Source organism: Arthrobacter sp. MDT2-3 (assembly GCF_059090465.1).
In genome coordinates this window covers 1074403-1096459 of the sequence record NZ_JBNHFS010000001.1, presented here as the reverse complement: position 1 = coordinate 1096459, position 22057 = coordinate 1074403, and the positions used below count along the sequence as shown (strand labels likewise).

General features: G+C 65.8%; 22 protein-coding genes and 1 pseudogene. 15 read left to right on the top strand and 8 right to left on the bottom strand.

The window, feature by feature from the left end; translation table 11 throughout:
* Nucleotides 1-40 precede the first annotated feature (40 nt).
* On the top strand, nt 41-1585 hold the full coding sequence (gene yczR / locus AC5RUQ_RS05165) for a MocR-like transcription factor YczR (protein WP_493946294.1): 1545 nt from the start codon (nt 41-43) through the stop codon (nt 1583-1585).
* A gap of 31 nt (nt 1586-1616) precedes the next feature.
* On the opposite strand, the gene AC5RUQ_RS05160 is transcribed toward yczR, so the two are convergent.
* Nucleotides 1617-2132, bottom strand: a complete 516-nt coding sequence (locus AC5RUQ_RS05160; protein ID WP_493946293.1) for a DUF4188 domain-containing protein — start codon at nt 2130-2132, stop codon at nt 1617-1619.
* A 79-nt stretch (nt 2133-2211) separates the two neighbouring features.
* On the opposite strand from AC5RUQ_RS05160, the gene AC5RUQ_RS05155 reads away from it, so the two are divergent.
* The 3 genes from AC5RUQ_RS05155 (at nt 2212) to AC5RUQ_RS05145 (ending at nt 4546) form a co-directional block, all read left to right on the top strand.
* A complete protein-coding gene (locus AC5RUQ_RS05155; protein ID WP_493946292.1) occupies nt 2212-2787 on the top strand; it encodes a TetR/AcrR family transcriptional regulator in 576 nt (191 codons plus the stop codon).
* Nucleotides 2788-2882: 95 nt separating this feature from the next.
* Nucleotides 2883-3851 carry an RluA family pseudouridine synthase gene (locus AC5RUQ_RS05150; protein ID WP_493946402.1) on the top strand — a complete coding sequence of 323 codons (969 nt, stop codon included), beginning with the start codon at nt 2883-2885 and terminating at the stop codon, nt 3849-3851.
* 74 nt (nt 3852-3925) lie between these two features.
* The gene (locus AC5RUQ_RS05145) at nt 3926-4546 is read left to right on the top strand and encodes a DedA family protein (RefSeq protein WP_493946291.1); all 621 of its coding nucleotides are present in this window, start codon (nt 3926-3928) and stop codon (nt 4544-4546) included.
* Between the two features lie 6 nt (nt 4547-4552).
* On the opposite strand, the gene AC5RUQ_RS05140 is transcribed toward AC5RUQ_RS05145, so the two are convergent.
* The 3 genes from AC5RUQ_RS05140 to AC5RUQ_RS05130 all read right to left on the bottom strand — a co-directional run bounded on the left by AC5RUQ_RS05140 (nt 4553) and on the right by AC5RUQ_RS05130 (nt 8538).
* The gene (locus AC5RUQ_RS05140; RefSeq protein ID WP_256246369.1) at nt 4553-4858 is read right to left on the bottom strand and encodes a hypothetical protein; all 306 of its coding nucleotides are present in this window, start codon (nt 4856-4858) and stop codon (nt 4553-4555) included.
* Between the two features lie 229 nt (nt 4859-5087).
* A complete protein-coding gene (ppc, locus tag AC5RUQ_RS05135) occupies nt 5088-7919 on the bottom strand; it encodes a phosphoenolpyruvate carboxylase (protein WP_493946290.1) in 2832 nt (943 codons plus the stop codon).
* Nucleotides 7920-8031: 112 nt separating this feature from the next.
* A complete protein-coding gene (locus AC5RUQ_RS05130; RefSeq protein WP_493946289.1) occupies nt 8032-8538 on the bottom strand; it encodes a hypothetical protein in 507 nt (168 codons plus the stop codon).
* A 135-nt stretch (nt 8539-8673) separates the two neighbouring features.
* Here AC5RUQ_RS05130 and AC5RUQ_RS05125 point away from each other — a divergent pair, with 135 nt between their 5' ends.
* Nucleotides 8674-9525, top strand: a complete 852-nt coding sequence (locus AC5RUQ_RS05125) for a DUF1684 domain-containing protein (RefSeq protein ID WP_493946288.1) — start codon at nt 8674-8676, stop codon at nt 9523-9525.
* On the opposite strand, the gene AC5RUQ_RS05120 is transcribed toward AC5RUQ_RS05125, so the two are convergent.
* Both AC5RUQ_RS05120 and AC5RUQ_RS05115 read right to left on the bottom strand, forming a co-directional pair.
* Nucleotides 9522-10745, bottom strand: a complete 1224-nt coding sequence (locus AC5RUQ_RS05120) for an acyl-CoA dehydrogenase family protein (protein WP_493946287.1) — start codon at nt 10743-10745, stop codon at nt 9522-9524. The two genes, AC5RUQ_RS05125 and AC5RUQ_RS05120, sit on opposite strands and share 4 nt — an antisense overlap.
* On the bottom strand, nt 10742-11575 hold the full coding sequence (locus AC5RUQ_RS05115; RefSeq protein WP_493946286.1) for an SDR family NAD(P)-dependent oxidoreductase: 834 nt from the start codon (nt 11573-11575) through the stop codon (nt 10742-10744). The genes AC5RUQ_RS05120 and AC5RUQ_RS05115 overlap by 4 nt, the downstream gene beginning before the upstream one ends.
* Nucleotides 11576-11710: 135 nt before the next feature.
* Between AC5RUQ_RS05115 and AC5RUQ_RS05110 the strand changes: the two genes are divergently transcribed.
* The gene (locus AC5RUQ_RS05110) at nt 11711-12937 is read left to right on the top strand and encodes a glycoside hydrolase family 76 protein (RefSeq protein ID WP_493946285.1); all 1227 of its coding nucleotides are present in this window, start codon (nt 11711-11713) and stop codon (nt 12935-12937) included.
* Here the strand turns inward: AC5RUQ_RS05110 and AC5RUQ_RS05105 are convergent, their stop codons facing one another.
* Nucleotides 12938-13543, bottom strand: coding sequence for a YdeI/OmpD-associated family protein (locus AC5RUQ_RS05105; RefSeq protein ID WP_493946284.1), 606 nt, complete (start codon nt 13541-13543; stop codon nt 12938-12940).
* A 105-nt stretch (nt 13544-13648) separates the two neighbouring features.
* On the opposite strand from AC5RUQ_RS05105, the gene AC5RUQ_RS05100 reads away from it, so the two are divergent.
* The 7 genes and pseudogenes from AC5RUQ_RS05100 (at nt 13649) to AC5RUQ_RS05070 (ending at nt 19296) form a co-directional block, all read left to right on the top strand.
* Nucleotides 13649-14386 (top strand): VOC family protein, encoded by a 738-nt coding sequence (locus AC5RUQ_RS05100; RefSeq protein ID WP_493946283.1) that lies wholly within the window; start codon nt 13649-13651, stop codon nt 14384-14386.
* A 9-nt stretch (nt 14387-14395) separates the two neighbouring features.
* The gene (locus AC5RUQ_RS05095; protein ID WP_104043177.1) at nt 14396-14935 is read left to right on the top strand and encodes an NUDIX hydrolase family protein; all 540 of its coding nucleotides are present in this window, start codon (nt 14396-14398) and stop codon (nt 14933-14935) included.
* A gap of 87 nt (nt 14936-15022) precedes the next feature.
* The gene (locus AC5RUQ_RS05090; RefSeq protein WP_493946282.1) at nt 15023-16021 is read left to right on the top strand and encodes a DUF6707 family protein; all 999 of its coding nucleotides are present in this window, start codon (nt 15023-15025) and stop codon (nt 16019-16021) included.
* Nucleotides 16022-16113: 92 nt separating this feature from the next.
* The gene (locus AC5RUQ_RS05085; protein WP_493946281.1) at nt 16114-16839 is read left to right on the top strand and encodes an SRPBCC family protein; all 726 of its coding nucleotides are present in this window, start codon (nt 16114-16116) and stop codon (nt 16837-16839) included.
* A gap of 32 nt (nt 16840-16871) precedes the next feature.
* Nucleotides 16872-18209 (top strand): tRNA guanosine(34) transglycosylase Tgt, encoded by a 1338-nt coding sequence (tgt, locus tag AC5RUQ_RS05080; RefSeq protein WP_493946280.1) that lies wholly within the window; start codon nt 16872-16874, stop codon nt 18207-18209.
* 148 nt (nt 18210-18357) lie between these two features.
* Nucleotides 18358-18453 (top strand): annotated as a pseudogene (locus AC5RUQ_RS05075) (type IV toxin-antitoxin system AbiEi family antitoxin domain-containing protein); the annotation flags it as partial.
* Between the two features lie 357 nt (nt 18454-18810).
* The gene (locus tag AC5RUQ_RS05070) at nt 18811-19296 is read left to right on the top strand and encodes a putative endonuclease domain-containing protein (RefSeq protein ID WP_493946409.1); all 486 of its coding nucleotides are present in this window, start codon (nt 18811-18813) and stop codon (nt 19294-19296) included.
* 125 nt (nt 19297-19421) lie between these two features.
* Here AC5RUQ_RS05070 and AC5RUQ_RS05065 read toward each other — a convergent pair whose 3' ends face one another.
* The gene (locus tag AC5RUQ_RS05065; protein ID WP_493946279.1) at nt 19422-20165 is read right to left on the bottom strand and encodes a queuosine precursor transporter; all 744 of its coding nucleotides are present in this window, start codon (nt 20163-20165) and stop codon (nt 19422-19424) included.
* A 175-nt stretch (nt 20166-20340) separates the two neighbouring features.
* On the opposite strand from AC5RUQ_RS05065, the gene AC5RUQ_RS05060 reads away from it, so the two are divergent.
* Both AC5RUQ_RS05060 and AC5RUQ_RS05055 read left to right on the top strand, forming a co-directional pair.
* On the top strand, nt 20341-20994 hold the full coding sequence (locus AC5RUQ_RS05060; RefSeq protein WP_493946278.1) for a TetR/AcrR family transcriptional regulator: 654 nt from the start codon (nt 20341-20343) through the stop codon (nt 20992-20994).
* Between the two features lie 25 nt (nt 20995-21019).
* On the top strand, nt 21020-22000 hold the full coding sequence (locus AC5RUQ_RS05055; RefSeq protein WP_493946277.1) for a TIGR01777 family oxidoreductase: 981 nt from the start codon (nt 21020-21022) through the stop codon (nt 21998-22000).
* Nucleotides 22001-22057 lie beyond the last annotated feature (57 nt).

Sequence of the window (22057 nt, the reverse complement as noted above, 5' to 3'; positions counted from 1 at the left end):
CTGGCATTGAATTCCATAGCCAGTTTGGGATACTGGCCTTATGTCCCCTCTCAGCGCTGCTGCCCTTGCCCGCCTTCTCGGAACGTGGCACCTTGGCGCGGCGCCCGCCTACCGCGAGCTGGCCGACGTCGTACGCCTCCTGGTCCTGGACGGCAGGGTGGCGCTGGACACCGCGCTGCCCAGCGAGCGCGCACTGTCCGAATCCCTGAGCGTCAGCCGCACCACCGTAACGGCGGCCTACGGCCTCCTTCGGGAGCAGGGGTTCCTGACCAGCGGCCAAGGCAGCAGGAGCCGGACCCGGATTCCACGCACGACACCGGCCGGCGGCTTGCTGCTCACCGGCGCAATGCCTGTTGGTCCAGCACCGGCAGGGCCGGGACTCGCGGCACCCGGACTGGCGGCACCCGGACTGGCCGCGCCGGAGGGGCTGATCGACCTCGCCTACGCGTCCCTTCCCGCGAGCGGTGTGGTGGTACACCGCGCATTCGCGGCGGCCCTCACCGAGCTTCCGGCACTGCTCCCGGGATTCGGTTATGACGCCATCGGCCTGCTCCCCCTGCGCCAGGCAATAGCGGCCCGGTACACGGCAGCGGGGGCACCGACTACGGCGGACCAGATCCTGGTGACGTCGGGCGCGCAGCACGCCCTGACCATCATCCTCCGGGCCCTGGCCGGGCGGCAGGACAGGGTGCTGGTGGAGCACCCCAGCTACCCGAACGCCCTTGATGGCATCCGCGCCGCCGGCTGCCGGCCAACTCCAGTGGCATTCTCCAGCGCCGCGGCCGGGGTTGGTGCCGGCATGCGGGTTACTCCAGCCTGGGACATGCAGGCACTTCAGTCCGCCCTGATGCAGCAGCGGCCCAAACTCGCATACGTGGTGCCGGACTTCCACAATCCCACCGGACAAGTGATGCCCGACCTCCAACGCCGCCTCCTGGTCAGGGCGGCGGCTGCCGCGGGAACAACTCTGGTGGTGGACGAAACCTTGCGGGAGCTGAACCTCGACGGCGTCGAGACCACTCCGGTGGCGGCCTTCAGTCCAGCAGTGGTAACCATCGGCTCGCTCAGCAAGTCGCATTGGGCGGGTCTCCGCACCGGCTGGATCCGGGCTTCCGGGGACCTGATCCAGCGTTTCGCGGCTGCACGGACCTCCCTGGACCTGGGCGGACCTGTTATGGAACAACTGGCCGGTGCGCATCTCGTCCGGGCCCTGGACGAGCCGCTGCCGGCCCGGCTTACTGCCCTGCGGGACAGCCGTGCCGCCCTGCTGGAACTGCTGGCCGGATACCTGCCGGAGTGGGAAACGGCGTACCCCTCCGGCGGCCTGTCCGTCTGGTGCACACTGCCTGCGCCCATCAGCACGGCGCTGACGGTCATCGCACCCGAACATGGGATCCGGCTCGCGGCAGGGCCCCGCTTTGGGATTGGCGGCGCCTTCGAACGCTACCTCCGGGTGCCGTTCACCTTGCCGCCGGAGAAGCTGCAGACCGCAGTGCTTGCCCTGCGCTCGGCGCAGGACCGGCTGGACGCCGCCCCCCAGCTCCGCCGGACCCTCAAGGACGCGCCCGCCGTCGCTATTGCCTGACGGCGTCGCTATTGCCTGGCGGGAGTCAGGATTACCGGGCGGGGCTCGACGGTGCGGCGGACGGTGCGGCGGACCTGCCCATCCGCTGCCTGGCGGTATTGGTCCCGGCCCCAACAGGGACATGGGCGGTGGCCTTGGCCAGCCCAAACAGGGGCATCCCGTTGTAGATGACTTCTATCCCGGCCGCCGGCACCTGGTAGGTCTCATGCCAGACGCCCACATCTCCGCTTCCGGCAGTTTCCTTCATAAAACGGCGCCAGGGCTCCAGGTGCGGGGACTCCCGGTCCGCGGCAAACTTCCGCAGATGGTCCGGACTCTCCCAGTAGCTAAGCAGCATGGTGGTCCGGCCGAACCACTGCTCATAGCCCAGCATTCCCGCCGACGGGTCCCCCGCCAGGTGCTTGAGCATGCGCGGCATTGCGGCAGCGACCTTCGCAACCGTCGCCGCCTTCCACCACCGGTTTGCCCGCATGCCGATCAGGAAAACAGTGACTGATTCCCGGCCGGGGTCGGCGGTGTACCGGCCAGAAAAAACACTGTGTGCCATGGGAAGCTCCTTGGTCTTGGTTTCCGTAACGTCGCTTCATAACATTGTTACAAAACAAGGTTATGAAACAATGGACCTCATGGCAAGACCCGTGGTGCACAACGATTCTCTAAGGCACGAACTGCTGGCCGTAACAGCTGAACTCGTGGACCGGGACGGGCCCGCGAGGGTAACCCTGCGCGATGTGGCATCGGCGGCAGGAACTTCCACTACTGCCGTCTACTCCCTGTTCGGCGGGAAGTCCCAGCTCCTTACGGCAGTGGTGGATGGCGGGTTCAGGTCGTTCCGGGACTCGCAGGTCGCCGCTGCACCGGGTGGTCTCCGTGACCTTGGAGTCGCCTACAGGGTTTGGGCGCTGGAGCACCGCGCACTGTACCGGCTGATGTTCGGCGGCGCGCTGGCGGCATACGTTGATTGCCAGCCCAGCCCGGAGGTGGCCGCCGACGCCATGGAGCCGCTCCTTGGCGCCGTCGCCGCCGCGCAATCCGAGGGGGTCCTGCTGCCGGCGCCGGTTGAGGTGGCCGCATTCGCGATCTGGGGCCAGGTGCACGGCCTGGTGAGCCTCGAGCTCGCCCACGTGGGCCCGCCGGACGCCGACTGGGCAGCCGCCTACACCGCAGCCCTTGACGCCATTGCCCGCGGCTGGGCCGTCTGACAGGGACCACGAGCTGCAAAAAGCACAGGGCTTCGGACGTGCACGGACCCAGGAGCGCTTCAGGCAGCAACCGCACCCCGTAGAATTGTTCGGTGATGCAATCCCCCCTCCCCGTGCGCGACGGCGTCAACGCCACCCGCCTGCGCCTTCCCGTGGAGGGCCCGTGGGAGACCGCGATGGACTACATGATGCACCGCTGGGGGCATATTGATCCGCAGGGCATCGGGGACAGGTTCGACGCCGGCGAGATCGTTGGTGAGGGCGGCACCCCGCTGAGCCGCTCCACGCCGCTGGAGGACCACACGTTCATCTGGTACTACCGGACGCTGCCGCCTGAAACCCGCATGCCGGTGGAGCTGGGCATCCTGCACCAGGATGAGCACCTGCTGGTGGTGGACAAGCCCCATTTCCTGCCCACGACCCCCGGCGGCACGTACATCCAGGAATCGGCCCTGGTGCGCCTGCGGAACCAGCTGGACCTGCCGGACCTGATTCCCATGCACCGGCTCGACCGCATGACGGCCGGCGTCCTGCTGTTCTCGACAAACCCGGACACCCGCGGCAAGTACCAGGTGCTTTTCGAAAAGCGCCAGGTTCAAAAAAACTACGAGTGCGTGTCCGCCGCAGAGCCTACCGGAGGGTACCCCGCCGTCGACTTTCCCGTGGTGGTGCGCAACCGCATGACCAAGTCCCGCAGCTACCTGCTGGCCGAGGTGATTGACGGCGAGCCCAACGCCGAAACGCGGATTGAACGGCTGGAAACGTTCGACGGCGGTGCTTCCGCCACCGCTGCGGCACCCGGCAGTCCCGTGCGTCGTGCGCTGTACCGGCTGGAACCCCACACCGGAAAGACCCACCAGCTGCGGGTGCACATGGCGTCCCTGGGGCTGGGAATTGTCAATGACTCGTTCTACCCGGAGTTGCTGGACAAGGCTCCGGACGACTACACCAAGCCCCTGCAGCTCCTGGCCCGCGGCATCCGGTTCGTGGACCCCATCTCGGGGAAACCGGTGGAGTACCGCAGCCGCCTGCAGCTCAGCGAAGCAGCCCGAAGCCGTACCTGAGGCATACGCCGGCTGCCCGCATAAACCCCTGACTCCCCGGCCTGGCCGAACCAAAGTGGGGTACCTTTGTGGCAATGGACTTCGGCAGCGCTGACAGCTGGGGGACGGCGATCTATTTCTGGATCATCCCCATCGTGCTTGGCGACGCCATCTTTCCGCCGGTCCCTTCCGAGATGGTGGTGATCACCGGCGGAGCGCTTTCCGCTGACGGCCGGGCCAACGTGTTCCTGGTGGTGGCCCTGTCCGCCGTGGCCTCCTGGCTGGGCGACGTAGTGGTGTTCCAGCTGTTCAGGAAGCGGCTGAGCCACGTCCTTGACCGCTGGAGATGGGGCCGGCGCGTGCACTCCGGAATCCACGACGCCATCGCCAAGGCCGGCCGTTCGTCCACATACGGGACCATCATCGGGGCCAGGTTTATTCCGGGCGGACGGCTTGCCACGTCCGCCGCTGCCGGGATCGCGAACGTTTCGGTCCGCGGCTTCAGCCTGTGCGCCGGGCTCGGGGCGTTGCTCTGGGCCTGCTGGCTGGTCGGCCTGGGCTACTTCACCGGTTCCGCCACGGGCCTGCCCTTCTGGGCCAGTTCGCTGATCGGCGTGGCGCTGGGACTGGTGATCGGCGTCGTCGTCGGTATCATTGTGACCCGGCGCCGCGGCAACAGATCGCCGGTGGAGGAGCCGGACCCTCCTCTGGCGTAGCTCCTTTTAGACAGGCGCCCAGCGGCCCCTGTTGCGGCGTAGCACCATCAGGGAGCCGGTCAGCGCAACGCGTTCGACGGCGTCGCGCATCATTGCTGCCGATTCCAGCGCCTGCTGGTTCTCACCGCTGTACTCGGTCGCCTCAACGAGGAATCGCAGGTTCAGTTGCGGCACTCCGCCGGCAATCTGCAGCTGGTTCGACTCCACGTGGTGGCGTGTTTCCAGCGCCTCCACCGCTGCATCCATAACGGCTTCAGGCGGATTGCCGGGGCGCAGGCCGGTGATCTTCAGGCGGGTTTGGAACGATGGCATGCCTCCAACCCTACCCAGACGCTCTCCCACTTAATGCCGGAAAACCCCAAACGCTCCATCGCCTAACGCAGGCGATGCCCAAACGCCCCATCACCTAACGCAGGCGATGCTCGAACGCCGCACCATGAGCTGCTTCAGTTCATGGTGCGAGAGCGTCCGGAAAAACGCCACATCAAGTGAGAGAGCGTCCGGGAAAACGCCACATCACGTGAGAGAGCGTTTGGGGGGGTTACCCGGTGTTGCGGAGGCCGGCCGCCACGCCGTTGACGGTGATCAGCATGGCGCGCTGCAGGCGCTCGTCAATCTCGGCGCCGCTGATGCCGTCTTCTTTCTCAGCGGCCTCGGCAGCTTCCGCGCGGACACGGCGGAGCAGTTCCACCTGCAGGTAGCTGATGGGGTCGAGGTACTGGTCACGAATCTCGAGTGAGCGTTTGAGCGTGGGCTGGGCGTCCAGGAGCAGGTTCTCGCCCGTCAGGTTCTGGACCTCGGCCACGGTCAGCTCATATTCCTCGCGAATGGCCCGGAAGATGTGGTGCAGCTCCTTGGGCACCAGGGTGGACACGTAGTACCCGGCGATGTCCAGGTCCGTCTTGGCGAGGGTCATCTCGACGTTGGAGAGCACTGACCGGAAGAAGTGCCAGTTCTCCCACATCTCCACCAGCTGCGCAGAGTTCCCGGCCTCGCGGGCAGCCTTGAGGCCTGAGCCCACGCCGAACCAGCCGGGGACGATCTGCCGGGACTGGGTCCAACCGAACACCCACGGGATGGCGCGGAGGCCGCCGAGCCCCGCGCCGGAATCCGGGCGCTTGGACGGGCGGGAACCGATGTTCAGGGAGCCCAGCTGTTCCACGGGCGTGGAGGCCAGGAAGTACGCGGGCAGGTCAGGGTCATCAATCAATTTCCGGTACTGCTCGAAGGCGGCGTCGGAAATGGTTTCCATCACGTGCCCGTACCGTTCGCGCTGGTCCGCGGAGGTGCGCGGATCCCGGTGCAGGGCTGAACCCTGCAGCACGGCGGCGAGGGACAGTTCGAGGTTTTCGCGGGCCAGTTCTGGCAGCGAGTACTTGTCCGAGATAACCTCGCCCTGCTCGGTGAACTTGATTTCGCCTTCCAGGACGCCGTTGGGCTGGGCCAGGATCGCGTCGTAGGTGGGTCCGCCGCCGCGGCCGACCGACCCGCCGCGGCCATGGAACAGGCGTACGCGAACGCCGTGCTTGGCGGCGACGTCCCGCAGCTTGCGCTGGGTTTTGTGGATTTCCCACTGGCTGGTCATCACGCCGGATTCCTTGTTGGAGTCCGAATAGCCCAGCATGACCTCCTGCACATCCCCGCGCAGGCGCACGAGCTCGCGGTAGGAGGGATCGGACAGAAGCTGGTCCACGATTTCCGCGGAGGCGCGGAGCTCCTCTACCGTTTCCAGCAGCGGCGCGAACCCGATCTTTGCGTACGGCTTTTCGCCGAAGAGGTTCACCAAACCGGCTTCGCGGGCCAGGACGGCGGCGGCAAGCACGTCGTCGGCGCCGCGGGTCATGGAGATGATGTACGTCTCGATGACGTCCGGGCCGTAGGCGCGCAGGGCACGCCGGATTTCACGGAAGACGTCGTACGTGCCGTCAGCGGCGCCGTCGAGCTTGATCGGGTGGCCGGACAGCGGCCGGCGCGACGCGAGTTCGGAGCCGAGGACTTCGAAGCGCTCCCCGCGGCTCAGTTCGGCATACCGCAGCCCAGGCCCGCCGATCCGGTCCATGAGCTGGCCCACGGCGTCGTGGTGGTGGTCGGCGTGTTCGCGGATGTCCAGGGTGGCCAGGTGCAGGCCGAAGGAGGCGACCGCGCGGCGGACCCGGGCAAGGGCGCCGTCGGCGGCCAGCGACGCCGAGTGGTTGCGGAGCGAGAGCTCCAGCAGTTCGAGGTCCGCGAGGAGTTCTCCGGTTCCGCTGTAGTCCCGGCCATGCTCGTGGTTGGAGTTTGCAGCCACCCGCTTGCCGGTGTTGATGAGCTTGGCCTTGATGCAGGTGAGCTTCAGGCGGTAGGGCTCCTGGGCGTTGAGCTCCAGGACGCGCCGGTCCAGTCCGGGCAGCTTCTTCAGGTCGGCTTCAATGGAATCCAGCAGTTCCTTGTCCGCGCCGGCGAGGGCAGTGGAGTTGGAGAGGATGGAGATCAGTTCGTCCATCATGCCGATGCTGATCCGGACGGCGTGCTGGTTCTGGATCTGCAGGATTTCCCGGGTTACGGCCGCGGTGACGTTGGGGTTGCCGTCGCGGTCGCCGCCGATCCAGGAACCGAAGCGGATCGGGGCGTCCTGGGACGCGAGGTTGACACCGTGTTCGCCCAGCAGTTCGGCGAGTTCGGTCAGCATTTCGGGCATGGCATCGGTGAGGATGCCGCCCAGATAGTAGATGGCGTTGCGGGCTTCATCCACCGGGGTGGGCCGGACCTGGCGAAGTTCGTCGGTCTGCCACATCTGGTCGATAATCTCGGCGAGCTGGCGGTCTTGGCGGCGGCGCGCCGTAGTGCCCTCGGCAGTGGGCTGGGCCAACACGTCGGAGAGCTTGCGGATCTTGTCCAGCACCGAACGGCGCGAGGCCTCGGTGGGGTGCGCGGTGAAAATGGGGCGGACATCGAGCCCGTTGACTACTTCCTGCAGCACACCGGAACCGGCCTGTTCGGCGATTTCATTGACGGTCTTAGCGAGCCAGCCGTTCTTTTCCTCCCGGGTCCGCAGGCCCCGCACGCGGTGGACCTGTTCAGCGGCGTTGGCGAGGTGGAAGTAGAAGGCGAACGCCCGCACCAGGTCGGTGGCCTGCTCGATGGGCAGGGAGCCGAGGAGCTCGCGGACCTGGGCAACGACGTCGTGCGCGCTCCAGGGCCCGGTGGCGTCCGCACCGCCGCGGGCAGCTTCCTTGGATTCCTTCGTGAGGAGGCGCACCTGCTCCACGAGGTCCAGGAGCTCGGGTCCGTGCTGGCGGACCAGCGATTCGCCGAGCAGAGTGGAGACGCGCCGGACGTCTGCCCTCAGTTCAGAGGCAAGGTCGGTTTCGGGATTTGCTGCAGTGTGAGCCATGGAAACTATCTTTCGAGGGTTCGGACTTGGCTCGTACACTGCGCTGGATACTGTGAGCCACGTAACTAGCTAAAGATGCTACCCGCAGTCCGGCGCCTCGGGGCAATCCGTCTCAGATATTGTCGTCCGCCGGGTAACCGACATGATGTTTCACGCGCTCAAGCTCCGCCCGCAGCTGTGCCAGCTCCTTCTGGGAGGAAGCAAATTCAGCCTTCCGGCGTTTGGTTTCCAAAGCGTTGCCGATCAGGACGCACAGCCCCACCGGAACGGCGGCAGCTAGGGCCCAGCCGGCCGCAACAAAAAAGTCCAGCGCCACCGGAAAGGCTGCACGGAAGTCCACGAACTCGTTGACCACATCGGCCACACCGCTGAGCGTCCCGTCCAGCGGTTCCAGGAACTGCCCCACCATTGGAGTTTCCGAGAGCGACGGCGGATCGATTTTGGCTTCCTCATCACCGCCCCAGCGGCCTTCGCCCAGGTGGTTCAGGACGTAGATGCCGGCTGCGAGGCTGGCGGCAATGAATACCTGGACGCCGGTGAACAGGGCCAAATCCGGACGCCGGGGCCGCCGCAACAGCAGCACCACCGCCGCGGAAGCCAGTGCAGCAATCCACGTCAACCACTTAAGCCACTCACTACTTACGCCCGCCAAAATATCCACGCCACCTATTCAACAGTGCGGACAGGCCTGCCGCGGAATGAACGCCTGCCATGCGCGGTTGTAGCCGGGGCAGGCAGACCTCCGAAAGGAACCATGAGCACCAATCCAGCCGCCAAGGTGGAGCGCTGGCAGCGCTTCCGCAACAGCCGGAACAAGGCCCTTGCCACCCGCCACGGCTGGTTGACCCTCACCTCCTTCCAGTGGCTGGAGGACTCCCCCGCCGCCGTCGAACTGGCGCCTGGGCTGTGGTCAACGGACGGTACGACGGCGACAGTCACCGCAGTGCCGGCTGACGGGCTGTCACTGGTGGAGTCGGGCAAACCCGTCAATGGCACCGTTTCCGCTGCCCTCGCCGACGAGGAGTCGCTGATGTGGGTCCAATTCGGCGGCGTGGATGGGGCGCAGGTTGTAGTCGAGCTGGCCGTGCGCGGAGGCAGGTACGCCATCCGTACCCGGGACGCAGGGTCGCCCGTTTTTACCGAATTCGAGGGCGTTCCCACTTACCCGTACGACCCCCGCTGGGAGGTGACCGGGACGTTCGAGCCCTACGCCGAGCCCGTGGACGTGCCCATCGCCACGGCCAACCCCCTGGTGGACGGCATTCACCGCACGGTGGGCGACGTCGCGTTCCGCCTTCCCGGCAGCGGGCACGAGTTCCGGCTGCAGGCGGAGGAGGAAAAGCTCGGCGCCCTGACCGTGACCTTCCACGATGAAACAAACGGCGACACCACCGATGACTGGCGGAAGCTCGCCCTGTCCCGGCCCCGCCCGGATGGGTCCGTGGTCCTGGATTTCAACCGCGCCATCAACTATCCCAGCGCCTTCACCCCCTACGGCACCTGCCCCATGCCCGTGAAGAACAACTCGCTGGACGTACGTGTCGAGGCGGGCGAGATGCAGCCCTATCCGCCAGGTGATTTTGGCAGCTCACCCACCCAGGACTAAACGATGGCCGAGACTCCCGTGACGGCACGGCCCACGATCAGGGTGTTGATTTCGAACGACCCCTCATAGGTGTAGATGGCTTCCGCGTCCGAGAAAATCTTCGCCATCCGATAGTCGGTCACGATGCCGTTCCCACCCAGGATCGAACGGCCCAGCGCCACGGTCTCCCGCATCCGGGCACTGAGGTAGGACTTGGCCAGGGCCACGTGCGGCATGTCGGCGGCGCCCTCGTCCTGCAGCCGGGCAAGTCCCGCCATCATGGCCATGCTCGCCACCGCGTTGCCCAGCATGGTCACCAGCTGCTGCTGGACCAGCTGGAACTGTGCCAGCGGGCGTCCGAACTGGTGGCGTTCGATGGCGTACTGCCGGGCGACGTCGAACGCTGCCAGCTGCTGGCCCACGGCCTGCCAGGCGACCATGATGCGCGAGCCCCGCAGCAGCTCGTTGGTGTCATCGAAGCTGTTAATGGCAGCGAAGCGGTCCGCCTCCGCCACCTGGACGTTGTCGAAAACGATGTCGGCGTTCTGGACTGTCCGCAGGGCTATCTTGTTTTCGATCCGGGACCGGCTGACCCCTGGCAGGGTGGCGTCCACAATGAAGCCCCGTACGGACCTGTCGGCCTCGTCCCGGGCCCAGACCAACATGTAGTCGCAGAACGTTCCGTTGCCGATCCACCGCTTGGCGCCGTTCAGCACCCAAGTGTCCCCGCCGGCATCGGGCTTTCCCGTGGTGGATGAGATCCTCCGGGCGCGGGTCTCCATGCCTCCGGCGACGTCGGAGCCGTGGTCCGGTTCAGTGAGGGCGAAAGCCCCGGTGATGCGCAGGTTGGCGGCGTCGTCCAGCAGCCGCTGCCTCTGGTCCGCGGTGCCGAAGGCATACAGCGACTCAACAAAAAGATCGTGGTGGACCAGGAAGAACGTGGCGATCGAGGTGTCCACGCGCGTCATCTCGGCGATCACCAGTCCGGCGAACAGATGACTGTAACCGCGCTGCGCCGGGGTACTGAGCTGCAGGGCGGCCAGTTTGGGCAGGATGTGCGCCGGAAACTCAGCCTTGTTCCACCACTCCCCCGCGTAGGGGGCGATCTCCGTTGCCAGGAACTCCCGCAGTTCGGCCAGCTTCTCCCGTTCTGCCTGGTTCAGCAGCGATTCGACGCCGAAGAAGTCCGACGAAGGCAAGCCGGGCATGGTTGGAGCGGTTTCACGGGCGGCGTTTGTCATTTCGGCCCCATCCGGATGGCGCCGTCAAGACGGATGGTTTCACCGTTGAGCATGGCATTGTCCACGATGTGCGCAATCAGGTTGGCGTATTCGTCGGGCTTGCCCAGCCGTGAGGGGTGCGGCACCTGGGCGCCCAGGGAATCCTGTGCTTCCTGCGGCAAACCCGCCATCATGGGCGTTTCGAAAATTCCCGGAGCGATGGCCACCACCCTTACCAGCGAGCGCGCGAACTCCCGGGCGAGGGGCAGGGTCATGGCCGCCACCGCGCCCTTGGAAGCAGCGTAGGCCGGCTGGCCGATCTGTCCCTCAAAAGCAGCCACCGACGCGGTGTTGATGATGACACCGCGTTCGGGACCACCCAGGCTTGTGGTGGCCGGCTCGGTGGCCACCATTGCCGCTGCAGCCAGGCGCAGCACGTTGAAGGTCCCCACCAGGTTGACCTGGATGACCTGGTTGAACGCCTCCAACGGAAGCACGCCCTCCCGGCCCAGCACCTTCCCCGGGGTGGCGATGCCTGCGCAGTTCACCACAATCCGCAACGGTCCGAGGGCGTTGGCGGTATCGACGGCGGCCTGTACGTCTGTTCCGCTCGTCACGTCCGCGGGCACAAAGACGGCGGACTTTCGCTGGCTCCCCGCCGGACTTCCGGCCGGGCCGTTGACTCGCCCGCTGTTCAGCGCGTTCAGTTCTTCCGCGAGGGCTGCGCCCGCCGAGGACGGAAGGTCAACCAGCACCACTGTTGCCCCGTCGTCGAACAGCCTGCGGGCAGTGGCGGCCCCCAAGCCCGAGGCGCCTCCGGTTACCAACGCAACGCTGCCTGTGGCGTCCATACATCCTCCTTGATGCGTGACTGCTTCGGCAGGAAATCGCGAAGCATTAGTTAGTGCATGTTAACTGAAATTACAGCGGGTCCGCACTATCGGCCCTCCGCGGGCACGCCGCCATGCCCGGCTAGGGTTGGAGCCATGACTTCCGCGGATGCTTCCCTTCCCGTTGACTGGGCGGACAGGGCCAACGAGGCCGCACGGTCGGTAACGGCGCTCTTCGGCAGGAAGCTGTTCTTCCTGCCCGGCACGCACCTCGGCGCGGTGAAGTGGCCCGCCCCTGCCTGGCGGGACGGCCTGAAAGGCTCACTGCTCCATCCTTGGCATTACTGGTGGCAGGCCCACTATGCCGACTGCCTGGTGGATGCGGGCCGGCGGGAACTGCGCACCGGCGCCACGCCCGCAGCCAGATTCGATGGTGCCGGCAAGCCCAGTGCCGGCAGCCTCGCTTCCCGGCTGGTGACCGGAATGTGGTTGCGCAACGCCTTCACGTTCGTGAACAACTACTACGACGACATGGCCTGGCTCGCCCTCGCCGTCCTCCGACTCGACCAGCTGGCAGAGGAGACCTGCAAGCCGGGCCGCCGCCGCAACGCCGGCGTCCGCAGATCCCTCACCCTGCAGTTCGACGCCGCCTGCACCAAAGACATGGGAGGGGGTGCCTTCTGGAGCAAAAAACGGGACTTCAAGAACACCCCCGCCACAGCGCCCATTGCGCTCTACTACGCCCGCACCGACCACCGCGCAAAGGCGCAGTCGCTGCTGGACTGGCTGGACGCCACCCTCTTTGACCCGGACCAGGGCCTTTACCTGGACGGTGCCCGGAGGGACCCGGAAGGGAACGTGGTGATCGACAGGGCGGTCTACACCTACAACCAGGGCCCGGTCCTGGGCGCGCAGCTTGAGCTGGGCGGGGACGCGAATCTTGCCCGGGCGGCTGACGTGGTGGAGGGGGTTGCACGGCTGCTGACGGTTCCGGTGCAGCTTGACCCGGCAGCCACAGTCTCCGCGCCTGCCCGCCGGACAGCACTCCGCTGCGAGGGAACGGGCGACGGCGGTCTTTTCACCGGGATCCTGTGCCGTTATCTTGCCCTCGCCGCCGTCGATGCCCGGCTTCCCGAGCGGACCAGGGCTACAGCTGCCCGGCTGGTATTCGACACTGCCCAGGCGTTGTGGGAGGGGAAGCGGCTTGCTGCCCCAAGCGAAGGAGCCCTCAGCACGGGGCGGCCCGGACGGTACATCTTCTCGATGCACGCCGCCGCCCCCGCGGACGCCACGTACCCGCCCGGCGCCGTCGTCGAACTCTCCACGCAGCTGCAGGCCTGGATGGCGTTCGAGGCCGCCGCTTCGATCACCATCGCCGACTGATTACTGTGACACTCCCGGCGGGCGCTTTTTCTGGGGGTACGGCGCCTCCCCGCGGGCCAGCATCTCCACGAACCCGGCGATCTTCCGTTCCCGGGTGGCTGCCTGCTTGACCGAGTTGGTCCGGTAGATCAAGGCGAAGCGGTTTGTCCTGGTGAGGACGTCGAACATAGCTTGGGCGGCGGGAACCGCGGCTATTGCCGCTGCCAGGTCCGCGGGAACTTCGGCGTTTGCCTGTCCCTCGTAGGCTTTATCCCAGCGGCCATCTTCCTTTGCCGCGTTCACGGCCGCCCACCCGGCGTCAGTCATCCGGCCGTCGGCCTCCAGGCGGGCCACATACGTGACGTTCCTTGCCGACCACGGGCTTCTAGGTCCGCGGGGCGTCATGCGCTGGAAGGAACTTTCCGCGTCCCGGCGCCGGGCCTGGCCGTCGATCCAGCCGAAGCAGAGTGCCTCGTCCAGGGCAGCCGCATAGTCCAGCTCGGTGACGTTTCCGCCCTTCTTATGCAGGACCAGCCAGACGCCCGGGCTGGTTTTGTGGTGTTCCTCCAGCCAGCTGCGCCAGGCGGAGGCGTCGGGCACCAGCAGTTCCTCAAGTTCAACAGCCATCGTCCTATTCTGCTCCTGCCGTCTGCCAGCACAAGTGCGGCGACACCGGGCGGACCACGTGGCAGGATGGCACCAAAGTCCCGTTGACTATGCGAAGGGGAAGCCATGCTCCGCGTCCGCCCGCTTCATTTCACCGCAAGGATCGACGCTTGGGCGGAGTTGCTCACCGCCCTGGGCCTGGCCTGCACCGAAAATTCGCCCGGATGGCAGGTCTTCGACGCCGGCTCGGGCCGCCTTGCCCTCCATGGCGTACCGGAAGGAGCAGCAGAGGACGGAAGCACAGCGCTTGCAGTGGAGGTGGGCGATGTGGCTGAGTTCGCGCGCCGCACCAACCTCTCCGCACAGGATGAAGGAACCACCCCCGCGGAAATCATCACCGCAGACCATGGTGAAGCCTGCAGGATCACCGGGCCGGACGGTTTCAGTTTCCTGGCCGACAAAGCTGCCCCCGGCACCGCCCAGGCAGGCGGCGCGGACCCGGCCCTCGCCGTCGTCGGCGTCTGGTTGACGGAGGACGCCGCCGCCGCTGCGCAGACCCTGCGGCACATCGGCGCCCGCCCCCGCCCGGTGCCGGACGCCGACGAGACCGCAGACTTCACCGCCAAGAACGGCGGCGTACTACTGGTGCGCCCGGCGTCGGGCAATCCACGCTCGGGGCTCGGCTTCGAGTACGGCGGCGGCCTGGAACCGTTGCGGGAACGGCTTGCCGCCGCCGGCTTCCACCCCGGCATTACCGAAGAGGCCTTTGGCAGGACGCTCCACGTGGCCAATCCGGATGCGGGGCCCGCCGCGCCCCATGTGCCGGCGACGGTGTGGATCTCCGAGCGGCGTCCCATGGGGTAGAACTTAACCATGAACGTGCGCACACCTGACCCGAATCCCGGCTGGCTTTCCGAAGAAGACCTCTTTGAGGCGCGCGGGCGGCTGCCCATGGTTTACGTCGAGGCTGTGCCAGTCCGGCTGGATCCGCTGGGCTTCGTCAATGAGGTTGGAACCCTTCTCCAGGCTGACGAGGACGGCACCATGGTCCGGTCGCTCGTTTCCGGCCGCGTCATCTACCGGGAGACCATCCGCGCAGCCCTTCTCCGGCACATGGAGAAGGACCTCGGCCCGCTGGCGTTCCCGCAACTGCCCATCAGCCCGGTCCCCTTCACGGTGGCGGAGTACTTCCCCGCCCCGTCCCAGACCGGCTTCACCGATGAGCGCCAACACGCCGTTTCCCTGGCCTACGTGATCCCTGTGACCGGCGAATGCGAGCCCCGCCAGGACGCCCTTGAACTCACCTGGATGACCCCGGAGGAAGTCCTCAGTCCCGGTGTCCAGGTGGAGTTCACCGGCGGGCGCGGCGGCCTGATCCGCCAGGCGCTGGCTTTCGCGGGCGTGGGGTTCTGACACCCTCGGCCGCACCCGGCGTCCCCGACTTTCGGCACCCTCCTTTGTAGACTGTAGGGCGGACCGCAAGAGAACTTAAGGACTCCCATGACCGAAACACCAGCCGCCCGGCACCATCGTGAACAGCAGGCTGGATTCCTGACCGCCGGCGACCACATCCTCCTGCCCGGCGGTGAACGGACGGCGGAGATCCATCAGGTGGAGCTGGAATCGGACGATTTCGGCGCCCCCGCCGTGGTACGTGCCAGCCTGGCCGGCGGTGGGACATTGCGCATAGCCGTTGGCACCACCGTGACGGTAACCGACGAAGAGGCCGACGCCGTGACGCAGCTTCCGCTGGCCGGGAAGCCCTTGGAGGAGGCCGGGCAGGAGCAGCCCGGCGAAACTCCCGCCGCGGCACCAGCGGCTCCCGCCGTCGTCGTACCTCCCCTTCCCCCGGTTCCGCCGGCGGCCAGCGGCCCCAGCGAGGAGGAACTCGCCCTGATCCCCGCTGCGAATGGTACGCCTGAATCGGTGGTGGAAGCCGCGGCGGAAGCCCACCCGGACGCGATGGGGGTGCTGCTCCTCGCTGACCGGCTGGCCAAGGGCGTCAATTTCAAGTCCGGCAGCTGCCTCAAGGACCTCAGCGACCTCGCCCACGAACTCTTTATCACCCTCAAGGACGCCGACGGCTCGCTGGCCGTCGCGGACCTGCTTAACGTCCTGCCCTATGACGGGAATCCCGGCCGCTGGGCCTCGGTGGAAGCGTCCCTGGCCTTGTCCAGCTACATCTGCCGGCAGGACGGCCAAAAGGAGCGGGCAGAGGTTTACGAACGGCTGATCCGTACCCCGGAAAACCAGGAGACCGACCAGTTCAAGGCGAGGATGGCGGCAAAGGTCCGGCAGCGCTCGCTCAACGAGCCCAACCTGTATGACAAGGAAATCTTCAGGTCCATCGACAACTCCAACCACGATGCAGAGCGGGAATGGCGGCTGCTGCGGCTCGAATCCCTGCTGTTCCTCCGGGCCCACGGGGGTTCGGAAACCATCGGGCTGGGCGAACTGGAACGCCGGATCAGCAACGAACTCGAGGCTGTCCGCTCCTGACTTCTGCCTCTTGGGCGTCCCCGTCACTGCCGCGGGCTGGCTGAAGTAATTGCCCCTACCCGGCGCCCGGCCGGAGTTGTACATTCGGGGCTATGACTAACAATCTGAGCGTGGTGATCAATGCTGACGCGCCGCAGGTTTGGACAATGCTGCGCGAACCGTCCAAAGTCGCCCAGTGGCATGGCTGGCAAGCCGAGGACCTGGATGACGAGATCAAGGAAATCTACTTCTCCGCGGACGTGGAGGAATCGCCGGACCACACCAGCCTGACAGTCCACGGCGGGGATATCTTCGAGCTGAGGCCAGTTCCGCAGGGGACCCTGGTGAGCGTGACACGGGCTGCCGTGGACCACAACTCGGAGTGGGCGGCCTGGGACGAGGACATCACCCAGGGCTGGCTCATGTTCCTGCAGCAGCTCCGCTTCGCCCTGGAACGCCACCCGCACGGCAAGCGCCATACCCTGTTCCTGCAAGTACCGGGCGGACCGGGTTCCGCCATTGAAAAACTAGGCCTGGCCGAGCTCCCCGCACGTGGGGACAACTACCAGGTGAGCCTGGCCACCGGTGAGGAGATCTCCGGAAAGGTCTGGTACCGGACCAACCATCAGGTAGGACTGACGGTCCACAGCTACGCGGACCATGGTGACGGCCTCCTGGTGGTCGCCGATCAGCTCGCTATTGAGGACGTCCGGCCCGACGGCGGGTCCATGGTGATCGCCTCAACGTATGGCCTGGGTGCCGCCAGGCTCGAATCGATCCGCACCTCCTGGGACTCGTGGCGGGCTGAGAACTACCCCACATCCGAACCGGTGAGCTGAGGGAGCCGCGCGATTGCTGGCACACTGGTACGGTGCCAGCCAACCCTGCTTCTGCTCCTTCCGCTTCTGCCGCTGCGACTGACCCCGGCCCCGGGCCTGCGTCCCCTGGCGTGGCGCGGCAGTCTGAGTTCGGCTTCCGGGTGGGCACCCGCCTTGCCGAAACGTGCCCGCCGTCGGCCGCCCAAGTTGCCTCCAATGGCGGCCAATTCCTGGGACGCACCGGGACCATCACCACGCCCCACGGTGAGATCCAAACTCCGGCTTTTATCGCCGTCGGAACCAAAGCCACCGTCAAGGCCGTGCTTCCGGAATCCATGTCAGGCCTTGGCGCACAGGCCTTGCTGGCCAACGCCTACCACCTGTACCTGCAGCCGGGCGCCGACATCCTCGACGAAGCCGGCGGCCTTGGCGCGTTCATGAACTGGTCAGGGCCCACTTTTACCGACTCCGGCGGATTCCAGGTGATGAGCCTGGGCTCGGGCTTCAAAAAAGTCATCGACATGAAGTCCGTTGACGCCTCCGGGCCGGACGACGCCGTCGCCCCAGGCAAGGAGCGCCTGGCGCACATCGACGACGACGGCGTCTGGTTCAAATCGCACCTGAACGGCGACAAGCACCGCTTCTCCCCCGAAATTTCAATGCAGGTCCAGCACCAGATCGGCGCGGACATCATGTTCGCCTTTGACGAGCTGACCACGTTGCAGAACTCGCGCGGCTACCAGGAGGAATCGCTGGAGCGCACCAGGCTGTGGGCGTTGCGCTGCATCGAGGAGCACTTCCGCCTGACCTCGTCCCGGCTGGGCAAGCCGTACCAGGCGCTGTTCGGCGTGATCCAGGGCGCGCAGTACGAGGACCTGCGGCGGAAGGCGTGCCGGGACCTGGGCGCCATGCCGTTCGACGGGTTCGGCATTGGCGGGGCGCTGGAGAAGGAGAACCTGGGAACCATTGTGCGGTGGTGCAACGAGGAGCTTCCGGAGGACAAGCCCCGCCACCTGCTGGGCATTTCGGAGCCGGATGACATCTTCACCGCCATCGAGAACGGGGCCGACACCTTCGACTGCGTCTCCCCCACCCGGGTGGCGCGAAACTCGGCGTTCTACACACCTTTCGGGCGTTTCAATCTGTCCGGCGCCAAGTACAAGCGCGACTTCGGCCCGCTCCAGGACGGCTGCGACTGCTACACGTGCACCCACTATTCGCGGGCGTACATCCACCACCTGTTCAAGGCCAAGGAAATGCTGTCCGCCACGCTGATCTCCATCCACAACGAGCGGTTCGTGGTGAAGATGGTGGACGACGCCCGGCTGGCCATCGAATCCGGCACCTTCTTCGACTTCAAGGCCGAGACACTGGGGCAGTACTACTCCTGATCGGGGGCTGCCTCCCGCCGGTTCGACGGTTCCCTGCCCACTCGACGTCCCGAGTGACCGTGTCCGCAGGGAACCGTCGAACCGGGCTTGTCCACATGGCGTTGCCCGGCGCTGGGCGTCCGGGGTGGGGCGCGGCAATGCTGGAGCCATGAACGGACGTGCTGCACTTTCTTCCACGGCGAATCTCTGGCGGACCAGTGAACTCCTGGAGCAAGGGCTGAACTCCCGGGCCATCGCTGCACTGGTCCGCAAAGGAGTCCTGGTCCGTATACGGCGCGGTTGTTACGCGCGTGGCAGCTGGTGGACTGGGTTGAAAACGTCGGGACGCCGTCGACAGCTCGTGCATGCGCACGCACACGGAACACTTACGACGTCGGCAGGCGGCTTTGTTTACAGCCACACCTCGAGTGCCAGCTTGCGGCGGCTTCACTTGTGGGACGTCGACGAGGTGGTGCACTTGACGCAGTCGGGCCGCCCGTCCGGAATTTCACACGGGCGGGATGTAATTGCCCATACGAGGAAGCTCAACACCCGGGACGTATCGTTTGTGGAAGGCTTGCCCTGCACGTCGTTGGAGCGCACAGTGGTGGACTGCTGTCTGATGTTCAATCTTCGCCAGTCAATAATCCTGATAGACCACGCTGCCAGGCTGGGTGCTGACCTTCCACTCCTACGACAGCTATGCGCCGAGTTGGCAGGCCGCAACGGAGTCGTTACCCTGCGGCAGGCCCTGGAACTGGCTGACCCACGTTCAGAGTCGGCTGGAGAAAGCCTCACCCGGGAGCTCATCCACAGGCTGAAGATCCCGGCGCCGGAGCTGCAGTACGTGGTGCATACAACCTTGGGCCATCACCGCCTGGACTTCGCCTGGCGTGCCCGGAAGGTGGCTCTTGAGTTTGACGGCAAGTCCAAGTACTTCGAATACCGGCCAACTCAAGAGGTCCTCTATGAGGAGAGACGAAGGGAAAAGGCCCTCATGGAAGAAGGCTGGACCTTCCTCCGGGTTGAATGGAAACACCTCTTCAACGAGGCGGAGTTCAAGTACCGGGTACTGCGAGCACTGGCCCAGGGTTCGCAGGACGAATGACGCCCCCGGTTCGACGGTTCCCTGCACACTCGACGGCTGCGGACATCGAACCGGCCGGGAACCGTCGAACCGGCCGAATAGAAGGCGGGCGCAACCCTTGGTGGTCACTCGACGGCCGGTGGCCGCTACGCCCTGCCGTTGACCGCAGCGACCGGAACGCCGTAGCTCGGCTCGCGCTTCTTGACCCAACCAATCACCAGCAACGTCACAGGCACGAAGATGAACTCCACCAGGGTTTTGTAAACGAAGCCCACCACCACGTAGTTCACGAAGGTTCCGAAGTCGGTGATGCCAATAACTGACGCTGCAATGCTGCAGAAGATGAGGGTGTCCACGAACTCGCCGGCGCCTGACGAACCCATAAGGCGCGCCCACAGGGACTTCTCGCCGGAGCGGGCCTTCATCTTGACCAGGATCCACGAGTTGATGGTCTGCCCTGCGAGGAACGCGAGCAGCGAAGCCAGCACAATCTGCGGCACCGGGCCCAGGGCGCCTTCCAGGGCGGCCTGCTTGGACGATCCGAACTCATCGTCGAAGCCGGGCAGGGCAATGATCACCCAGTAGCAGAGGGACGCGAAGACGGACAGCGCAAAGGTGGTGAAGATGGCCTTGCGGGCCACTTTAAAGCCGTAGACCTCGCTGATGACGTCGCCCAAAATGTAAGCCAGCGGGAAGAGGAAGAAGCCGCCGTCCGTAATGATCGGCCCGATGGCTACCCCCTTGGACGCACCGATGTTGGACAGGATGAGCACTACCGCCATGGACGCCAGCATGATCCCGAAGTAGGGGGAACCGATCGAGGCGAACCTGGCCGCGCTGCCTGGCGGGGTTGCTTCGGGCAGGGCGTTGTGGCCTGAGGCTGAGGGCATGGCGAGTCCGTTCAAAGTGGTTCGCTCGGCGTCCGAAGTTGGGAAGGCCGCCGGCTGTATTAGCACTGTCCGCCCAATTGTCCCATCCAACGCCAGCGCAAGGAGAACTGGATCTGAACACGTTCAATTCGTGCGATACTTCTTGAACACGTTCAAAACCCTCAGGAGCCCAACGGTGACGAAGAGCGAGCAGACCCGCCAGCTGGTTGCGGACGTCGCCCTAAGGATGTTCCGGGAGATGGGCTTCGCGAAGACCACCATGCGCGCCATCGCTGCGGAAGCCGGCGTATCGGTGGGCAACGCCTACTACTACTTCGCGTCAAAGGACGATCTGGTCCATGAGCTGTATCTCCAGGTCCAGGCGGAGCATGCGGCCAAGGCTGCCGAAGCGCTTGACGATGCTGCTGACCTCACGAGCCGGCTGAAGGCCACCCTCCACACCGGCCTGGACGTCATGGCCCCCTACCACCGGTTTGGCGCCGACTTCGTAGCGACGGCCATCCGTCCCACCTCCCCGGTAAATCCCTTCGCCGCCGGCTCGACGGCTGCGCGCGAGGCTTCCTTGGACATCTTCCGCAGGGCGGTGGAGGATGCGAAGCCTCCGGCACCGAAAAAGCTCAGGGCCGATCTTCCGGAACTGCTGTGGCTTTGCTACATGGGCGTCACCCTCTTCTGGGTATACGACACTTCGGAAGGGCAGCAGCGGACACGGCGGCTGGTGGACGGAGCCGTTCCTCTGATCACAAGGGGGCTCTCACTGGCGCGGATTCCAGGGGTTAGCAAGATCCTGGACGACGTCCTCAGCTTGAGCCGCAGCATCCGCGGCTAAGTACCGAAACAACACAGGGGGAAAGATGAGCAGCACCAGAACGGTGGTACTGGCCGGAGCGTCCGGTTTCATCGGCAGATACTTCCGGGCTCGATTTGAGCAGGACGGTTGGACCGTGCGCACCGTTGGCCGCAAGGGCGCCAGGAGTTCGCCGTCGGCCACGTGGGAAGACGACGACGGCGCTATCGCCAGGGTGCTCGAAGGAACAGAGCTCCTGGTGAACCTCGCCGGGCGCTCGGTCTCCTGCCGCTACAACGCCCGGAACAAGGCAGCCATACTGCAGTCCCGCGTTTCCACCACGGCGGCTCTTGGCCGGGCCTTGGCACTTTGCCGGCAGCCGCCGTCGACCTGGCTCAACGCGAGCACCGGAACAATCTACCGTCATGCCACGGATAGACCCCAGAGCGAACAGGACGGCGAAATGGGCACGGGATTTTCGGTGGATGTGGCCCGCGCGTGGGAAGCGGAGCTGGAAGCCGCGGTGACACCCGGGACACGGAAGGTCCCGCTGCGGATTGCCATCGTCCTGGGCCCGGGCGGCGGAGCGCTGCGGCCTGTCGCCAACCTGGCCCGGCTGGGTTTGGGAGGCCGGATGGGCCCGGGCACACAAAAATTCAGCTGGATCCACGTGGAGGACCTCTACCGATCGGTGCTCTTTGTGCATGCCCGCAAGGACATTGCAGGCCCCGTGAACGTGGCGTCGCCCGATGTGGTGGACAACCGCGAGCTTATGCGCATGGTCCGCCGGGCTTATGGAGCCAGATTCGGCATCCCCACTCCCGCCTGGCTGCTGAAGCTTGGCGCCATACTGATCCGAACGGAGACCGAACTGGTCCTGAAAAGCCGCTGGGTCCAGCCGCAGAAGCTCCTGAACTCCGGTTTCGTCTACAGCCAGCCTGAACTGGGCAGAGCACTCCTGCAGATCGCCAAAGGGACATCCTTACCCGGCCGCTTCGGTACAGAGGCAGAACCGTTCCGGCCGAGGCCCTTTCCTTTGGAGCCCTGACCACCGGCGGCGCCGCCTGCTGTTCAGGCATACAAAGCGGCCGAGCGACGCCGGATG